The sequence below is a fragment of the Mycobacterium sp. 050128 genome, assembly GCF_036409155.1.
Taxonomy (GTDB): domain Bacteria; phylum Actinomycetota; class Actinomycetes; order Mycobacteriales; family Mycobacteriaceae; genus Mycobacterium.
Genome location: NZ_JAZGLW010000003.1, coordinates 37,818 through 54,960, shown reverse-complemented (window position 1 = coordinate 54,960; position 17,143 = coordinate 37,818). Strand labels below are relative to the sequence as shown.

The following is a 17,143-nucleotide window of genomic DNA, read 5'->3' as shown; positions in this document are numbered from 1 at the left end:
AAATAGTCCTTCACGGCGCGGCTAGCCGAATTCGACGCCTGCCGCCGGCATGAGTCCTACCTCAACTTCCGCACATTTCGAAGGTGAATTCGTGCCCGCAGATGCAGATGCGATCACCGTCGGCCAGCGTCGCGCTGGCGCGAACGCGCTGATCCGCGACGTCGACCCCGTTGGCTGACCGCAGATCGGTGATAACAAAGCTGTTTCCGGTGTCGACGATCACCGCGTGGTAGCGACTGACGGTGTCATCGTCGATGACGATCTCGTTGTCGGGCAGGCGGCCGATCCGGGTGACCGTTCCTCGCAGCGGATGACGACTTCCGCGGGCGTCGCGCAGGTGCGCAACGACCGACCCGTGGTCGACTTCGGTCAGCCGCCGCCTCGTCGCGGCAGCACGTTTAGCCGTTGCGCGCGCTGCCTGTTGAACGTCCAGCGGCTCTTGGCGAAGGATCCGCTGATGAAGGCGTTGCAATGCGGGGCCGGGGTCGATCCCCAAATCGTCGGCCAGCGCGGCCTTCAGCCGACCGTAGGCGCCGAGTGCATCGTATTGGCGTTCCACCCGATAGTAGGCGGTCATCAACTGTGCCCACAGCGGTTCTCGGTACGGGTGCTCGGCCACTAGAGCTTCGAGCTCTCTGACTATGGAATGCGTTCTTCCGCAGGCGATTTCGGCTTCCGCCCGGGCGGTCAGTGCCACCAGCTTGTCCTCCGCCAGTGCCGCGGAGATGGCCTCCACGAATTGAAAGTCACGCAAATCCTCGAGCACGGGCCCGCGCCACTCGGCCAGCGCGGCCGACAAGTGGGCGCTGGCCTGTTCGAACCGGCCGGCGGCAGCGTCCTCGATTCCTGCTTTTTGTTCGATGGCGAAACGGCCGAAGTCGCAATCCTTTTCAGACACTTCCAACCGATAACCCGGCGGGGCGCTGGCCAGGATCGCGGCGGGATCCGCGCCGGCACTGGCTATCAATCGGCGGATCCTCGAGACGTGTGCATGCAGGCTCGCTCGAGCCTCTGGCGGCGGGGCTTGTTGCCACGCGGCGTCGATCAACGAGTCGATCGCGACGGTGCGGTTTCGATTGATCAGCAGGAAGGCCAACACGGCGCGCTGTTTTGCCGCACCCAACGGCAGGTCGGTACTTTCGGCGCTCATCTGCAACGGCCCCAAAAGCCCAAACCGGAGCGCACCGTGGCTCATCGGCACTCACCACAGGTACACACGCGCGCTGCTTCCGCCGATACAGGTGATCCAGCTGTCCCCCGGCTGTTGCTGACAGTGCATCAGGAAGTTGGAGCCGTTGCACAGCGCGCCCGGCACGGACTTGCAGTCAACGGCACCGGGCGCCGACACGGCCCGTGGTAGCGGGCTGGCGTCGCCGTATTCAGCCCAGTAGGTGGCCAACACGCTGTTGGCGAAAAGACATGAGGTCTCGGGCGTTCCGCGGCCGGCGCGGGTGCCAAAACCCGCGGCGTTCGGCAAGGAGAAGCCCTGATCGCAGGACTGATGCAGGCTGCTCAGGTCGGGACCGGTCACCAATGGGGGCTGCGCAGCACGCGCGCCCGGCGTCTCCCGCTGCCCGGCCGGCACGTGGGCGAACAGGCCGATGTCCAAGGCGATGCCCCCGAGGACCAGAGCCGCCGTGGCCGCGATCACGGCCGGCAGCAGCCATCGACGCTTGCCTGGATCTGGGTCGCGAGGCTCGGCCGCCGGGTGACCCGCATCCGTTGACGGAATACCGGCGGCAATCGGCCGAGTCTCGTCCGCCAATGCGCCGGCTGCCGCCGTCATGACGTCGGTCAGGTCGTCTCCAGTTCCCAACGCGCGCTGCGCCGCACGGGCCATGGCTCCCGCAGTCCCGTAGCGGTCGTCGGGGTGTTTGGCCATCCCGCGGGCGACGACCTCGTCGAGCGCGACCGGAACCCGCGGATTCGCCGCGCTCGGTCGTGGCGGTGGTAGGGCAAGGTGGGCCGCCACCAAATGCTCAAGGCTGTCACCGGCAAACGGGGCGTCGGCGGTGAGCGCCTCGTACAACACGCACGCCAGCGAATAGACGTCGACCGCGGGAGTGGTTATCCCGTCGCGGAACCGTTCGGGCGCCATGTAATTCAAGGTGCCGATCTGAGTCCCGACCGTCGTCAGCCGCGGATCGCCCTTGCCCTCGGCGATTCCGAAGTCGACGAGATACACGAAATCGGCGGGGGTGACGATGATGTTCTGCGGCTTGACGTCTCGATGGATCAATCCCTCGGCGTGGGCCGCATCCAGCGCGGCAGCGACCTGACTGATGATGGCCACCGCGCGGGATGGGGCCAGCGGGCCGTTCGCGATCAAGTCGAGCAGCGTCTGGCCCTGCACCAAGCGCATCTCGATATAGAGACTGCCGTCGATCTCGCCCCAGTCGTGGATCGGAATGACGTGTGGTTCCTGCAGAATTGCCGCTGCCTGGGACTCGCGCTGAAATCGGGTGCGAAATGTGGGATTGGTCGAAAGCTCGTCGGCCAGGATCTTGACCGCGACCGTTCGCTGTTTGCCGGTGTCGAAGGCTTCGTAGACCGCCCCGCCCCCGCCCTTGCCGAGCAGGCGCGTGAGGTTGTATTTGCCGAACGTCATACCGACGCGCGAGTCCACGGCTATCCCCTTGCTTTGGATACCGACGCAGTATCTCGCTCACGGCGCGCCAATGCACCCATTTGCTGCGGAAGCCTCGGCTGCGGGTCGCCGCCCCGACACAAGCCCGACGCAAGAAACACGCAAGGCGTGCGGCGCAGCCTCTAGTGACCGGGCACCGCGGCCCGCTAGCAAATAGACCGCCCACCGGAGCACAGAACCGGCCACGATTTCAAGGACACCAATATGATCACGACATCGCATCACGCACATCCCGCGCCGCGAAGCGACGCCCCGTGTAACGCCCCTTCGCGCAGCGGGTTCCGACGACGGATGGAGATGACGACGCTCGCGCTGACGGCAATGGCGACGCTCGCGGCGGGAATCACCCCGTCGCCAACCGCGCATGCCGAGCCCGCGCCGGCAATGGCCGCCCACGGCATCGAGGCCCCTCTCGAGACCGTTCCCTGGTCGCAGGTCGGTCCGGGGTGGATGCTCGCGATGTGGAGCCCTGTTCCAGGCTTGCACCCCGGCCAGATGCCACCTCCCGGCTCACCGACCTGGGAGACGGCCAGCACGACCCTGTACCTGGTCGATCCCGCGGGTGGCCGCTATCCGATCACCACCTTCCCGCCGCCGGGCCAAGGTTCGAGCCCGAGGTTGGTCGACTGGTCGGGTGACGGGACCCGCGCCCTGTTCGTCACGGTTGAGAAGGGCCACCGGGCGATCACCGAGGTCGACCTGCGCACCGGCGCCAAGAAGACGTTCACCGTTGAAGGCAACAATGTCGCCGCCAGCTACACACGCCCCGACGGCAAGGCAATCCTGCTGGACAGGTGGGATGCCTCGGAGCCCGAATCGCTCGAGCGCGTCGACCTCGCGGGCAACCACCAGCTGACGTACCCGGTGGAGCAACACGTCCAGGGGTTTCTCTCTACCCAGGACGGCACCCAGCTGGTGCTGGGCACGAAATCCGGTCTCACCCTGATGAGCAACGACGGGACCCCCGGCAACGCTTTGCCGCTCGCCGGCCAGAAGGACTGCACCCCGATGCGGTGGTGGGACACGGACTCGAAGATCGCCCTCACCCGTTGCGGCAGTTCCCAGGGGTCACAGCTGTGGCTGGTCCCCATCGACGGCGGGACACCGACCGCTCTCACCGCGCCCAACGACGGCCACGGCCCCGACCTTGGCGACTTGAACGCATGGCAGCTTCCGGCAGGGACCTTCCTGCAGGCCGCCGGCGCGTGCGGCGTCGTGTACGTCGCCAAGGTCAACGACGACGGCACGACCTCGCCGGTGGCGGTGCCGGATGTGAAAAGCGGCAGCGTCGTCGTCCTCGGCGTCAACGGGGGCGACCTCGATCTCCAAGCCCGAGCCGGCTGCGGAAGCGGGCAGTCACTGATCGACTACAACCCCACGGCCGGCACCTCGACGGTGCTGCTCGGGCCGACCGTCAACGGCGGCGGCGTCAGCAGTGCAGTGCCCTACCCGGGCCAGCGGTAGTGGACGGATGCCGACATGACGAAAACTGTTCTCCACCAATGGTGGATCGGCTGGACCACCGCGGCGACGATCGCGGCCGTGGCCCTCCTCGCCGCATGCTCGACGAGCACTGCGCCGCAGTCGATTTCGAGTGCACCGAAGACCGGTCAGCCCAGCAGTTGTGCGGTTAACCCGTCGTCGGTGCCGATGCCGAGTGCCGAATCCCTGCGACCGGTGCCGGCGGTGGGCCGAATCTCCGTCGCGCTGACCGGCATCACGTCGGGCATCGTCAAGCCGGGCGACGCGCCGGCGGAGGTCGACGTGACGCTGTGCAACAACTCGGCGGTTGACTACCCGAAGGTCGGCGTCGTGCTGGTGATCGAGCGCTGCAGCTGCGCGACCAACCCGATGGGTCTCCCCGACGGCACCGTCGAACGCTTTGACCCGGCGACTGGGGGCTGGATCGAGATGGACTATCCGGTCATCGGAACGGGCATGGATTACCTCGGCACCTTCGCGAATGTCCAGGCTTTACCGAAGGGCAAGGCCGTCACGCTGCGATACCGTGTGGCGCTCAACCATTCGATGACCGCGGGTAAGGGCGGCGTGGAAGCAACGGTGGTCACGCCGGATCCCCTTGTCCAGATCGGCAAAGCGAGCCTGCCCTTCACCGTCTTGAAGGAGTCGACGACTCCGTCGAGTGTCTCCGTTCCGGCGGGCAGACAAACGCTGCTGCCCTTCCCGGGTCTCACCTATCCGCGCAGCATCGCGGTCGACGGGCAGAGCAACGTCTATGTCACCGACTCGTGGAACGACCGCGTGCTGAGGTTGGCGGCTGGGGCAAGCGAACCGACGGTGTTGGCGTTCAGCGGCCTCAAGAAGCCCGGCGGCGTGGCGATAGACGGCGCCGGTGACGTGTTCGTGGCCGATGCGGCCACCAACCGGGTGCTGGAGCTAGTGGCCGGATCCAACCAACAGACGGTGCTGCCGTTCGCCGGCCTGGACCATCCCGGCGATGTCGCGGTGGATGGCGGCAGGAATGTCTACGTCACCGACAACAAGGCGCGAGTCATCAAGCTGGCGAGCGGATCCAACGAGCAGACCGTGTTGCCGTTCACGGGCCTGCGGTGGCCCGGTGGCTTGGCGGTGGACGGCGCGGGCAACGTTTTCGTCTTCGACCCCAGCAACAAGCGGATTCTCAAGCTGCCCAGCGGTTCTGATGACCAGACCGTGCTGTCGGTCGGCGGCCAGGGCGGCTCCATTGCGGTGGACCCCGCCGGTGCTGTGTACCTCGCCGACGGTGAGAACAAGCGGGTGCTGAAATTGCCGGCGGGGTCGCATGACGAGACCGAGCTGCCGTTCACCGGTCTCAACGGGCCGACCGCCGTGGCGGCCGATGGTGCCGGCAACGTGTACGTCCTCGACCGCAGCGGCTTTGGCCAGGTCGTCAAATTGGCGGTGGGCTGATGCGTGGCCTTGTTGCCCTCACCGTGGCGGTCGGAATTCCGCGTCCTCGAACTGCCGGTTCGGTGATGGTGATGTCGTATCGGGGCGCGCTGATCACGGTCGTGGCCGCGGCCGTGATCGCGAGTGCAGCGGGGTGCGGCACGTCGCGTATCGCACAACAGACCACGTCGACAGCGTCGTCTGCGGCGGTAACCACATCGGTTGTGGTGCAAGGGCAATCGGCGTGGTCAGGGCTGCACGGAACCATTGGTGCCGACCTATATTGCCATGTCCATGGTACGACCTCGGCCCCCAATATCGAGATGAGTTTCCCTCTTGACTACCCGGACATGTCGCCGGTGACCGACTTCCTAAAGCGTAACCGCGATGAATTCCTCGACTGGGTCACCAAATTCGGCCCCTCGGATGGGCGTGGTCGGCCATACGAGTACCACGTCACCGCCATGACATTCCGTTCCGGGCCGGCGGACTCAGGCACCCAAAGCCTGGTGCTCAAAATCGACAACGACACCGGTTTCGCCCATGAAGGCCACCCCAACACCACATTCCGATCGTTCAACTTCGACCTCGGCAAGCGCGTCCCGATCACCTTCGACACGCTGTTCAAGCCCGCGACGAAACCGCTGGAGGTGCTCAACCCGATCGTCGCGCGCCAATTCAACGCGCCGACAGCCGATCTCGACGAGACGACGTACCAAAACTTCGCAATGACGAACGAAGCGGTGATCTTCTTCTTCGGCCAAGACCAAGTGGTGCAGGACAACGGCGGGCCACACAAAATCACAGTGCCCCGATCCGAACTGGCGTCGCTACTTGCCTAAACCAACGGGAAAGCCGCGCTTCGTCTGCTAGCTGGTGATAGTGGCGATCTGGGCGTCAGACAGCTTCACCACGGCGCCCGGCAGCGGCTGAGCGTAGAGGTGCGGCCTGCGCAGGTATCTCGGCGAGCTGCCTGCGGTGACTGCCCAGTGCAGGAAAGACCGGATCGTCTGCGCGACGGCAGGATCCTTCTGCTTGCTGTAGACCACCGCGTATTCGTAACCGACGATCGGGTATCCGTCCGGAGCGGGTCCGTTGACCAGTGAGATCGCCTCGTTGGCCGGTGTCTGCGAGACGAATCCCAACGCTTCGGTGTCAACGCTCTGGGGGCTGGCCAGCACGAAATTGCCTGAGGCATTGCCCAATTGAGCGTCGCCGAGCCCCTTCTCCATAGCGTCGTCGTAGAACCGGGTGCCGATGTAGGCCACGCAGCCAGGAGACTTTACACAGCCACCCAACATGCCTGATTGGCCCGCGGCGCCTACCGCATTCGGCACCGTGGGAAAGTTGACGGTGGTGCCGAAGCCGGGCGACTGACCCCAACCGTCGGGGTCTTGCTTAGCCAAGTACTGGGTGAAGAGGAAAGTGTCGCTGCTTTGACCGTCGGAGCGGTGCAGCGGAACTACCGGGATGGCCGGCAGTTTTACCTCAGGGTTGATCGCGGCAATCTGCGGGTCGTTCCAGGATTTGATTGTTCCCTGGTACATGGCTGCCAGTACTTTGCCATTGAGCTTGAGGTGCCTGGTGACACCGGGCAGGTTGTAGTTGACGTGCACGGAGGAAACCGCCATCGCGATGTTCATCAGGCCCTGGTGCGCGGCGATGTCGGCATCGGACAAGTAGGCGTCTGAGGCGCCGATGTTCACCGCGCCGGCAGCGGCTTGGGCGATGCCGACACCGGATAGGGCGCTGTCGGTATTGATCGTGACGTTGGGGTATTTCGAGTGAAAGACCCCGGCCCACGAGCTCATCAGCGGGTAGAGATTGTTGGAACCGGTCTCCGACAAGGTCACGTCCGACGTCGGGGGCGCGGTGGCGAGATTGCCGGAGGTGGCCGCGGTGCTGCCTGAACCGCCTGTCGAATTCGACCCGCATGCCGCCGCGAGCAGCATCACCGCCGCCGCAATAAGCGCACGACACTTCATCTGTCCTCCCCTTTGCTTCCCCGGTGTGCACCTATCGCCGATCTCAACGAGCGTGGGAACACTATCGCGTGCTCCACGCTCGGGTAGCAAGAACGAGACAATTGGCCTCTTGAAGCGTGATCTGGCGCGGGTTGGTGGGAGCCAATTTGTATGTGCGTCAACACTTCCACCGATATCCCCGCTGATTGAGAGTCAGCGGGTGCCGGCGCTAGGTGTGCACTTTCCAGCCAGCCAACGGGGTCGGCGCCGCCGGAGCGTTAGGATCGCTGAACTCGATATATAAATCGCCTTGTTTCACATTGCTGTCGTAGGCGATGAATCCGTGGGCGGTTTGGCCATTGGCGACGGTGCCCGAGCGCAGGGGCGGCGTCTTGCCGATCGTCTGGTAATCGACCATGGATGAGCCGCCCTGGATATCCCGGTATGGGTCTTGCCGCCACGGGGTAGACGCGGCGGTGATGGACCTCTCGCTGTAGGTGAATGGTGCGTCGGACTTGCCGACGATGGTGATCTCGATGACGTTGCAGCCTCCCCCACCGCCACTGGCGCAGCCCGACGAGACCCAGGTCGCGTTGTTGAGCGTGACGTCGGCGGTCGCGGCGCTGTACTCCGTGACATGGATGGTCGTGCCGGACTTACCGGTCGGGAACGGCGACTGCTGGGTCGTCGGGTCGGCGTTGCCGGTGGGCGCTGTCGCGCACGCGGCTATCGCCAGCAATGTCGCAAGCGCTGCGCTTATGGGCGGAGGTATGGCCACCAGCAGACGATAGCGCGCTTTGGAGAAGGCTTTTGCTGTTGTTCGGCGGCCCGCGGCGATGCTGGAGAGATGTTTCGAATCGCGGGCAGGCCTTGCGGACCCTACTATTCGGCTAGCGCGGTGCTGCAGATGTTGTCACCGCTGAAACCCGGGGCGGCAGTACCGTCGTCTTCGACGAAAAGGAATCCCAGCATGAAGACGTCAGTATTGATGGCCACCATCGGCGCCGCATCGGCGGCCTTGGCCGCTGGTGTTGTGTGGACGGCATCACCCGCTTCGGCTGGCACTCCGTATTGCGATTCGCTTCCCAAACCCCAGCAAGCCCATGAGTGCAACTGCGGCTTCGACTTCGCGCCGGCCAGTCCTGAGTTTCAGGATTGCATGCGCGGAGGTGCTGCCGCGCCCGCTACCCCGAAGCCCTAGCCTTCCGGGCCACACCGAGCTGGCGCCTTGGCCGGCTTCGCGCGCGCCCAATCCGTTTGCCGCAGCCTCCATTTTTGCCGGTAATCGGCGGTTATGATCTCGCCATCGCGAGACGACAGGAGCCGCCCATGCCCGGAGATCATCAGCGTGTGGTCGACCTGCGCGCGCAACAGGTTGTACCGGACATCGGGCGGACGTTATGGCTAGGCACTCTGCTGCAGTTCGGATTGCGCTCGGTGCTGATCGTCTTGGTCGTTGCGACGTTGTTGCTGGAGCCGCCGGACCATTACGAGTGGGTCTGTGTGACCATCCCGCTGGTGTACGTGGTCGTCCTCGGATGCTGGACTGCGTGGACGCTGCGACGTCGGGCGCCCACGACGACGTCCACCAAGACGCTGGTACCACTGCTGATGTTGACCGCCGACGTCACGATGGTTTCTGTCCTGTCGATACTCGCCGGTGTGACGTCCCCGCAGGACTGGACATCGGACGTGATGAGGAATGGCTTCTTCCTGATTCCATTGATCGCGGCTGCGCAGCTGGATCCCAAGATCAGTGCGGCCGTGGCGATTCCGACTTTGTCCGTATTCGTTCTGACGTGCTGGATCACTAGGTCGGCCAACCAGGAGCCGTGGGCGTCGATCCTGCTGAGCTCTTTCGTCTTGGCAGCGTTGGCCGGCGGATCGGTTGTCCTGTCGTTCATCCAGCGGTCCAGAGTAGACATGATCGCGGACTTGGCGCGGCAGCGGCGCCAGCTGTTGGAAGAGTTGCTGGAAGTGGAAAGGCATGAGCGGCAGGCAATTTCAGAACGTCTGCACGATGGCGCCCTGCAGTACATCTTGGTTGCGCGCCAAGACATCGAGGACGTGCGAGAAGGCTCAGCCGATGCCGCGGACCGGGTGGCATCCGCGCTCGCCGAATGTTCGGGGCTACTGCGCGACGTGGTCCGCGAACTGCATCCGGACGTGCTGGTGCGGATGGGATTGAAATCGGCCCTCGCGGCCCTCGCCGCAAGTCTTGGTTCCCGGGCGGGGCTGAGCGTTGATTTCGACGCGGCCAGTTGGCCCGATGGCCTGCGCACCGAGGCCGACGACGTGCTGTACAACGCTGCACGCGAGGCGTCCAACAATGTCATCAAACATGCACGGGCGCAAAATATTCGGATCGAATTACAACACTGCGACGGGTTAGCATCGCTGCGTGTTGCCGATGACGGAGTGGGTATCTCGGAGGCTGCGATCGCGCGGAAGGCCGACGAGGGTCACATCGGAATGACGTCGATGCGCGCGAGAGTGCTTGCGTCCGGCGGACAGCTCGACGTCCGCTCGACATCTCCCGGAACCGAACTCGCCATCTCCATACCCCTACGGCAGGCACGGCATCTCACCGCGGCCTGATCGTCTTTCGCACAGCCCCGTTGGGCGTTCGTGCTATGCCTTGGATTGTCTTCGAGTTAACCGACCAGGTTTACGAATCCATGGGGCTGTGGTGAGCGGTGTGCAAAGCTTGCCGCATGCCGACCAAGGACCGGAAGATCGAGCTCCTCAATAAGCAGATTGAGGCAGCGAACGACGGTCACCCCGAGGACATCGCGGAGTGGCGATTTAGGACAGAGACCCTGCTCAGGCGCACAGTCGGCGAAGGAAGCCCTGCGCTCACAGCCTTCCGATCGATTAGCTTCAGCTGGATAAGTTGGGGCGATCCGATCGACCAAACACAGGCGCGACAGCGTGACGCCGTGATGCGGGCGGTGATGTGTCTTAAGTCCGCCGTCGCCGAACTCGAGCTCCAAGAAGGCATGTCGAAGGACCGGAAGATCGAATTACTCAACCAACAGATCGAGGCAGCGAACGACGGTCGCCCGGATGACTTGGCGGAGTGGCGAATGAGGACGGAGACAGTGCTTCGATACACAGTCGGCGAAGGCAGCCTCGCACTCACGAAGTTCCGCGACATCAGCTATGGCCGGATAACTTTTGACAACGAAGATCCGGCGGATATCCAACGCGATGGCGTGTTAAAGGCGATCGGGTACCTGCGTTCCGCAATCGAAGAAGTTGACCTCCTCGACGACGAACCGCCGTCGAGGCCGGCAATCGAGCAGCTCGGTAGGAGCATGGTTTATCGAACTTTTGCCGACCTAGTCATGGACCTGGACAAGCGGCGCGGCCTCGCCGAGAAACCACCGGTACTGCTCCTTGGCGCGGGCGCGTCGCTGCAGGCCGGCGTCGGCGCGATGCCTGAGCTCTACAAATTCTTCAATTGCAAGGACTTCGAAGAGTTCGCCGAGTACATCGATACGCTGAGCGAATCCGAGCGCTACCGCTATCTCGCCAAATTTCTGCAGAACGAGAGCTTTCCGGACGACATCACTGCGGGCTATCAGGCTCTCGCCACGTTGTTGGCAAACAAGTACTTCGACCTCGTGCTGACGACGAACGGGGATCCGTTGCTCGACGATGCGCTGTCCGCGGCGCGCCTCTGGCGACGCGACTACATAGTTCTCGTCAACGGGCTAATCCGGCCGGAGCGCATGGAACTTCCGCTACGTGAACCGAGTCCGCGCGTGAAGATCGTGAAGCTGCACGGCGATCTGTTCTCACGGTTGATGGCTTGGACCGTCGATGAGATGGACAGGTTCCTCAGCGAAAGTTGGGACATTCTCGAAGAGGCAGTCGCGGGTCGCGACTTCCTCGTGATCGGTTACAGCCTGCGTGACGAGAAAGTGCTCGAGCTCGTGAAGTCAGCCGGCGGTTCGGTGTGGTTCTTGCATCATGAGAAGGTGCCGGATCATTTGAAAAATATTCATAAGGAGATCGAGTACTTCCGCGCCGTAGTCGATTCCAAGTGCAGGTTCGAGGAATTTTTCCCCGCGCTCGCGGAGGCGTTAGGCGAAGCAGTGCCGACAAAGCCCTTGGAAGCCGCCAAGTTAGAGCTGAGTTCAGTAGTGATAGTCGATGCAGGCGCACAGACTATCGACGATTTGACGTCCGCGACTTTCGGCATCGCGGGCCCCGACGGCGTACTGAAGGCGAGCGCGTTTCTACTCGAGGAACCACGGGTGATCCTGTGCGACCGCTCTGCAAGCGATCTGCACATCGACGACGGCAACGCAATTCTCATTGATTCCAACGGTAATTCGTTCAGCACCCGCGAAATCGCCGTCAACTCAAACAGTCCTTTTGGCCCGACAGTGCTGGAAGCGCCGGGTCACCTGCGCGCGCCAGGTCTGAGGCTCGCGACCGGCCGTTTACAGCTCGGCGCCGCAGTGCAGATGCTCGTCGCTGCGGGCGCGGTAACCGGCATCAGTTCCGGCAGGGTCACGGCTCTAGACGCCTCGATACGCATCGCCGAGATTGGAGAAGTGGGTGGTCTTGTCGAGCTGGACGGTTTTGTTGCCCCGGGCGCCTCGGGTGCGCCTGTTGTCGACGAAACGTTGTCTGTGTGCGGGTTCGTTGTGGCCACGAACGCCGATCCGGAAGTTCCGCGCTCGTTCGCTTACCCGCCGGAGCACTGGGCATCGTTCGTTCGAAGGAGCGCGCCTGGCAGATCGACCAGCGGCGAGTGAGGTCCCAATGAGGGTGACGTCTTCCTGCTGTCAGCATCCGACCTGCGTTAGAAATAGTTGGCCAGCCGATACAAGCCGCTATTAGGGAGCGGACGGGGCTCGACCCGCGACCAACGGATCAGCGCCACCGTTCACGATGGTTGCTGATAGCTGCCGTAACTGTTTGTCTACCAATAGATTACGGCCATAGGCGCACCAGTCGGGGCTAGCTCCGCGCGACCCAAAGCTTTAGCGCTTTTTGACCAGTCCGCCCGGTGGATTTTCGTCAACGTCGTTGAGGATCAGCTCGCGCACGGAGGTACGCGTTCCGTACGGTCGCAGCATGGTGCTGGCCGGCCGTGGACGCACGTGCTGCGGCCACCAGAACCAGCGCCCGAGCAAGGTGGCCAGCGACGGTGTCATGAACGACCGCACGATCAAGGTGTCGAACAGCAGACCCAGCGCGATCGTCGTACCCACCTGGGCCATCACCCGCAGCGGGCTGAAGGCGAACGTGGCCATGGTCGCGGCGAACACCAGACCGGCGGCGGTCACCACCGAGCCCGAACCGGCCATCGCGCGGATGGTCCCCGTCTTGAGCCCGGCGTGAATCTCCTCCTTGAATCGCGATATCAGCAGCAGGTTGTAGTCCGAGCCGACCGCCAGCAGCAGGATGACCGCCATCGCCAGCACCATCCAGTGCAACTTGATCCCCAGGATGTACTGCCATAGCAGCACGGAGAGTCCGAACGAGGCGCCCAGCGACAGCAACACCGTGCCGACGATCACGCAGGCCGCAACGGCGCTTCGGGTGATTATCAACATGATGACGAAAATCAGTGTGGCCGCGGCAATTCCGGCGATCAACAGGTCGATGGCGGAGCCGTCGTGCATGTCTTTGTACGTCGCGGCGGTACCGCCGAGGTAGACGTTGGCACCCTCCCAGGGCGTGCCCTTGATCGCCTCGTGCACGGCTTGCTTGATCGGCTCGATGTGGCTGACGCCTTCGGGAGTCGCCGGGTCGCCTTCGTGCGAGATGATCAATCGGACAGCGTGCCCGTCCGGCGATATGAACTGTTTGAGACCCCGCGCGAAGTCCGGGCTCTTGAACGCCTCCGGCGGAAGGTAGAACGTGTCGTCATTCTTCGCTTTGTCGAAGGCATCGCCCTGCGCGGTGGCGTTGTCGGCCTGCGCTTTCGCCTGGTCGTTAAGACCCTTGGTGATCGCGTAGTTCGACATGATGGTGTCGAGGTTGTGCTGCTGGCTCTCGATCTGCGGCGGGATCAGTGCCACCAGCTTCGGCTGGATCTGATCCAGCTTGTCCAGATTCGCGCTGAGATTCACGATGTTCTCGGCCACCTGGTCGATGCCGTCGAGCGCGTTGAAGACCGACCGGATGGCCCAGCAGGCCGGGATGTCGTAACAGTGCTTCTCCCAGTAGAAGTAGCTACGGATCGGCCGGAGGAAGTCGTCGAAGTTCGCGATGTCGTCGCGCAACTTCTCGGTGATCTCCACGGTTTGCTTGGTGAGCTTGGTGGTTTCGTGAGTGGTGTTGCTTAGATCCTGGGTGACCTGCATTTGCTCATGCAGCGTCGCCATCGTTTTCTTGAGCTCATCCGCCTGGTTCAGCAGGTTTCTCGCTTGCTCTTCCTGATAGTGCTGGGTCTGGAGCCGCCCTGCGGCTTGTGCACCCATCTGAAAACCGAGGGTGCTGTGGTCAAGCGGCGTGCCCAACGGCCGGGTGATGGTCTGGACTCGGCCGATACCCGGGATGTGGAAGATCGCCTTGGCGACCTTGTCCAGGACGATGAAGTCGGCCGGGTTACGCAGGTCGTGATCGGTCTCGATCATCAATAGCTCAGGATTGAGCCGAGCCTGGTTGAAGTGCCGGTCGGCAGCCGCATAACCGACATTGGCCGGAGTATCTGCCGGCAGGAAGTGGCGGGTGTCGTAATCCGTCTTGTAGCCGGGCAGAGCGAGCAGGCCGACTAGTGCGGCGGCGATGGTCACCGCGAGAACCGGTGCGGGCCAGCGGACGATGGCCGTGCCGATGCGCCGCCAGCCCCGGGTCTGCAGCTGTCGCTTCGGATCCAGCAGCTTGAAGAACGTTGCCACGGTCAGGATCGCCGGTGCCAGAGTCAAGGCCGCGAGGACCGCGACCAGCATGCCGACGGCGCAGGGTATGCCGAGGGAGGAAAAATAAGGCAACCGGCAGAAGCTCAGGCAGTACATCGCGCCGGCGATGGTCAGCCCCGAACCCAATACGACGTGCGCCGTGCTGTGGAACATCGTGTAAAAGGCTTTTACGCGGTCTTCGCCCTGACCGCGGGCCTCGTGGTACCGGCCGACCACAAAGATCGCGTAGTCCGTTCCGGCGGCGATCGCCATCAGCACGAGCATGTTATTGGCGAACGTCGACAGCCCCATGATGCCGTAGTTGCCCAGCGTCGCGACGACACCGCGGGCCGCGGCCAATTCGATGAAGACCATGACCAGCATGATCAGCATGGTGATCACCGACCGATAGACCCACAGCAGCATCACGATGATCACCAGGAAGGTGATCATCGTGACTGTCGCGACACCTTTCTCACCCGCGTGAGACTGATCGGCAAACAGCGGACCCGCCCCGGTGACATAGGCCTTGATCCCCGGCGGCGCGGGCACCGAGTTGACGATCTTGCGGACGGCATCCGTGGATTCGCCGGACTGGGCGCTGCCCATGTTGCCGGCGAGGTAGACCTGGACGTATGCGGCCTTTTGATCGTGACTCTGCGAGCCCGCAGCGGTTAGCGGATCGCTCCAGAAGTCCTGGATGTGCTCAACATGTTTCTTGTCCTGTTCGAGCCGCTTGACGATCTCGTCGTAGTAGCGGTGGGCCTCCGCACCCAGCGGTTTGTCGCCCTCCAGCAGGATCATCGCCGAGCTGTCGGTATCGAACTCCTTGAACGTCGATCCGACGTGCATCATCGACTGGAAGGACACCGCGTCTCGGGGGCTTTGCGACACCGATTGGCGCTTGGAGACGACCTCGAGCTGCGGGGAAATGGTGTTGGTGACGAAGACGATGCCCAACCACACCAGGACGATCGGCAGCGCAAGCCGATGGATCATCCGCGGCAGGAACGGCGGGATCAGCGGCTGATCGACGCGCGGCACAGGCTCGGTGGTCTCGCTCATGCGGACTTGTCCAGGCAGTAGACCATGGCATTGACGTTTTCGTTGGCGGGCGATTGATTAGCACCCTTGATCACCGCCCCGCGCCCGTCGTGGTTGTCCACGACGAAATGGCAGGCGATCCAACTCCCGTCTCCTTGCGCTACCAGGTTTGCCGGGATGCCGGGCTTCGTTGACTTCAACACTGTGCTCCAGGGCAAGGGGACGTTGAGGGCCTGCTGCGGATGGGAGTTCTCATCGAGGTAGTTGATGGTCGCCGTGCTGCCCGGCGAGCCCCAGACCTCGAGCGTGATGGTCTTGGCGTTGAACTGGTCGAGGACCTCGCCCGACGTGCCGCCGCCGAACGAACCGCTGTGGACGCCGAAGATTCCGTGCAGTCGGTAGACCATGAAACCCGATAGTGCGACGACGGCTGCGATGGTGAGGATGAGCCAGAACCGGCTGAACAGGCCCTTCTTCTGGCCGTCGCGCTGCGGACGGGGTTTTTCCTCTTTGCGTGGGGGAACCTCAGGATCTCGCGACTCTGTCCATGGCTTGGTGGTCGTCATGGGCGCTTTCCTAACCAGGGGCGAAGGCTACTCAACTAAATAGCTCAGAGATAACCTTAGCCACTCTAACCTACACCGCGGTGGCCCGGGCCTCATGTTGTCAACCGAGAGCGATCCGCGAACTCCGTACTTATCTTCCGGCCTTTCCGCGCAAGTTGACTAGAGCGAGGCCGTGCACCCGCAGCAGGTCTGCGCTTTCAGCGTTTCGACTTTTCGTTGACGGACGCTGCCATGTGGGCCTTCTGCACTCGCGGGTGGGGCGGCTCACAGGCGCGCGCGGGCCGCTCCCCTTGCTGAGCGGGTATTGCTGCATCTCGGCGAATAGGAGGACGACAATGAGCGAGGAAACGCAACGCCAACTCGGCTCGTACGACAGCCCGATTGAAGACAAGCTCGAAGATGCTTTCACCAGGATGCTGAGCGAGGGAGCGCAGCGCCTGCACCGAACCTGGCGCGGCCTTTTGGTCACCGGCTTCTTCGGCGGCACCGAGGTCGCGCTGGGCGTGCTTGCCTACCTGGCGGTCCTAGATGCCACCCACCAGCCGCTGCTTGCTGGCTTGGCATTTTCGATTGGCTTCTTGGCCCTGCTGTTGGGCCACAGTGAGTTGTTTACCGAGGGTTTTCTGGTGCCGGTCGCGACCGTGGCGGCCAAGCGCGCCAGCTTCGTTCAGCTATTCAAGCTGTGGGGAGGCACCCTGTTCGCGAATCTCGTTGGCGGCTGGGTAGTTATGTGTCTGATCGTGGTCGGATTTCCTCAGCTGCGCGCTCAGACCGTTGAATCGGCGACCCACTTCGCCACCGCCCCGATGTCGGCCCAAACAATGTCGCTGGCCGTGCTCGGTGGTATGGCGATCACATTGATGACCCGCATGCAGCACGGCACGGACTCGATGACGGGAAAGATCGCCGCGGCCGTTGCTGTTGCTTTCCTGCTCGCCGGTCTGCAGTTGTTTCATTCAATCCTGGACTCCCTATTGATCTTCGGCGCATTGATCACCGGTCGCGCCCCGTTCGGCTATTTCGACTGGCTGACCTGGTTCGGCTATACCGTGGCGGGAAATGTGTTGGGCGGGTTGCTCTTTGTGACTCTGCTGCGACTGCTGCGGACCAAGGATCGACTGCGAGAGGAACGAGCCGACGCCGAGGTCTCGTGACGGCCATCGCCCTATT

13 protein-coding genes are annotated in these 17,143 nt (G+C 63.3%); 6 read left to right on the top strand and 7 right to left on the bottom strand.

All coding sequences use genetic code 11. The features are described 5' to 3' along the window. Positions 1–61: 61 nt before the first annotated feature. Positions 62–1,150: a BTAD domain-containing putative transcriptional regulator gene (locus SKC41_RS20965; RefSeq protein ID WP_442931734.1), complete on the bottom strand. Its 1,089-nt coding sequence runs from the start codon at positions 1,148–1,150 to the stop codon at positions 62–64. Between the two features lie 51 nt (positions 1,151–1,201). After that, the gene (locus SKC41_RS20960) at positions 1,202–2,608 is read right to left on the bottom strand and encodes a serine/threonine-protein kinase (protein WP_442931762.1); all 1,407 of its coding nucleotides are present in this window, start codon (positions 2,606–2,608) and stop codon (positions 1,202–1,204) included. Positions 2,609–2,944: 336 nt separating this feature from the next. Between SKC41_RS20960 and SKC41_RS20955 the strand changes: the two genes are divergently transcribed. From SKC41_RS20955 to SKC41_RS20945, 3 genes are read left to right on the top strand one after another with little or no spacing between them, the layout of a single operon-like run. After that, a complete protein-coding gene (locus tag SKC41_RS20955; RefSeq protein ID WP_330979619.1) occupies positions 2,945–4,111 on the top strand; it encodes a hypothetical protein in 1,167 nt (388 codons plus the stop codon). 15 nt (positions 4,112–4,126) lie between these two features. Beyond that, positions 4,127–5,557, top strand: coding sequence for an NHL repeat-containing protein (locus SKC41_RS20950; RefSeq protein ID WP_330979618.1), 1,431 nt, complete (start codon positions 4,127–4,129; stop codon positions 5,555–5,557). Next, on the top strand, positions 5,557–6,378 hold the full coding sequence (locus SKC41_RS20945) for an RsiV family protein (protein ID WP_330979617.1): 822 nt from the start codon (positions 5,557–5,559) through the stop codon (positions 6,376–6,378). The genes SKC41_RS20950 and SKC41_RS20945 overlap by 1 nt, the downstream gene beginning before the upstream one ends. A gap of 27 nt (positions 6,379–6,405) precedes the next feature. On the opposite strand, the gene pstS is transcribed toward SKC41_RS20945, so the two are convergent. The 3 genes from pstS to SKC41_RS20930 form a co-directional block, all read right to left on the bottom strand. Then, complete coding sequence (pstS, locus tag SKC41_RS20940) at positions 6,406–7,521, bottom strand: phosphate ABC transporter substrate-binding protein PstS (protein WP_330979616.1); 1,116 nt, start codon at positions 7,519–7,521, stop codon at positions 6,406–6,408. Positions 7,522–7,729: 208 nt separating this feature from the next. Continuing rightward, the gene (locus SKC41_RS20935; protein WP_330980062.1) at positions 7,730–8,272 is read right to left on the bottom strand and encodes a hypothetical protein; all 543 of its coding nucleotides are present in this window, start codon (positions 8,270–8,272) and stop codon (positions 7,730–7,732) included. A gap of 110 nt (positions 8,273–8,382) precedes the next feature. After that, positions 8,383–8,565, bottom strand: coding sequence for a hypothetical protein (locus SKC41_RS20930; protein WP_330979615.1), 183 nt, complete (start codon positions 8,563–8,565; stop codon positions 8,383–8,385). A 264-nt stretch (positions 8,566–8,829) separates the two neighbouring features. On the opposite strand from SKC41_RS20930, the gene SKC41_RS20925 reads away from it, so the two are divergent. Continuing rightward, the gene (locus tag SKC41_RS20925) at positions 8,830–10,098 is read left to right on the top strand and encodes a sensor histidine kinase (protein ID WP_330979614.1); all 1,269 of its coding nucleotides are present in this window, start codon (positions 8,830–8,832) and stop codon (positions 10,096–10,098) included. 116 nt (positions 10,099–10,214) lie between these two features. Continuing rightward, positions 10,215–12,269 carry an SIR2 family protein gene (locus SKC41_RS20920; protein WP_330979613.1) on the top strand — a complete coding sequence of 685 codons (2,055 nt, stop codon included), beginning with the start codon at positions 10,215–10,217 and terminating at the stop codon, positions 12,267–12,269. 228 nt (positions 12,270–12,497) lie between these two features. Here SKC41_RS20920 and SKC41_RS20915 read toward each other — a convergent pair whose 3' ends face one another. Both SKC41_RS20915 and SKC41_RS20910 read right to left on the bottom strand, forming a co-directional pair. Then, positions 12,498–15,428 (bottom strand): MMPL/RND family transporter, encoded by a 2,931-nt coding sequence (locus SKC41_RS20915; RefSeq protein ID WP_330979612.1) that lies wholly within the window; start codon positions 15,426–15,428, stop codon positions 12,498–12,500. Next, the gene (locus tag SKC41_RS20910; protein ID WP_330979611.1) at positions 15,425–15,973 is read right to left on the bottom strand and encodes an MmpS family transport accessory protein; all 549 of its coding nucleotides are present in this window, start codon (positions 15,971–15,973) and stop codon (positions 15,425–15,427) included. The genes SKC41_RS20915 and SKC41_RS20910 overlap by 4 nt, the downstream gene beginning before the upstream one ends. A gap of 335 nt (positions 15,974–16,308) precedes the next feature. Here SKC41_RS20910 and SKC41_RS20905 point away from each other — a divergent pair, with 335 nt between their 5' ends. Next, positions 16,309–17,127 (top strand): formate/nitrite transporter family protein, encoded by an 819-nt coding sequence (locus SKC41_RS20905; protein WP_330979610.1) that lies wholly within the window; start codon positions 16,309–16,311, stop codon positions 17,125–17,127. Positions 17,128–17,143 lie beyond the last annotated feature (16 nt).

Coding starts and splice junctions, on each gene's coding strand:
- SKC41_RS20965 (WP_442931734.1), bottom strand. CDS start 1,150: ATGAGCGCCGAAAGTACCGACCTGCCGTTGGGTGCGGCAAAACAGCGC.
- SKC41_RS20950 (WP_330979618.1), top strand. CDS start 4,127: ATGACGAAAACTGTTCTCCACCAATGGTGGATCGGCTGGACCACCGCG.
- SKC41_RS20960 (WP_442931762.1), bottom strand. CDS start 2,608: ATGACGTTCGGCAAATACAACCTCACGCGCCTGCTCGGCAAGGGCGGG.
- SKC41_RS20910 (WP_330979611.1), bottom strand. CDS start 15,973: ATGACGACCACCAAGCCATGGACAGAGTCGCGAGATCCTGAGGTTCCC.
- SKC41_RS20905 (WP_330979610.1), top strand. CDS start 16,309: ATGAGCGAGGAAACGCAACGCCAACTCGGCTCGTACGACAGCCCGATT.
- SKC41_RS20925 (WP_330979614.1), top strand. CDS start 8,830: ATGCCCGGAGATCATCAGCGTGTGGTCGACCTGCGCGCGCAACAGGTT.
- SKC41_RS20915 (WP_330979612.1), bottom strand. CDS start 15,428: ATGAGCGAGACCACCGAGCCTGTGCCGCGCGTCGATCAGCCGCTGATC.
- pstS (WP_330979616.1), bottom strand. CDS start 7,521: ATGAAGTGTCGTGCGCTTATTGCGGCGGCGGTGATGCTGCTCGCGGCG.
- SKC41_RS20920 (WP_330979613.1), top strand. CDS start 10,215: ATGCCGACCAAGGACCGGAAGATCGAGCTCCTCAATAAGCAGATTGAG.
- SKC41_RS20945 (WP_330979617.1), top strand. CDS start 5,557: ATGCGTGGCCTTGTTGCCCTCACCGTGGCGGTCGGAATTCCGCGTCCT.
- SKC41_RS20955 (WP_330979619.1), top strand. CDS start 2,945: ATGACGACGCTCGCGCTGACGGCAATGGCGACGCTCGCGGCGGGAATC.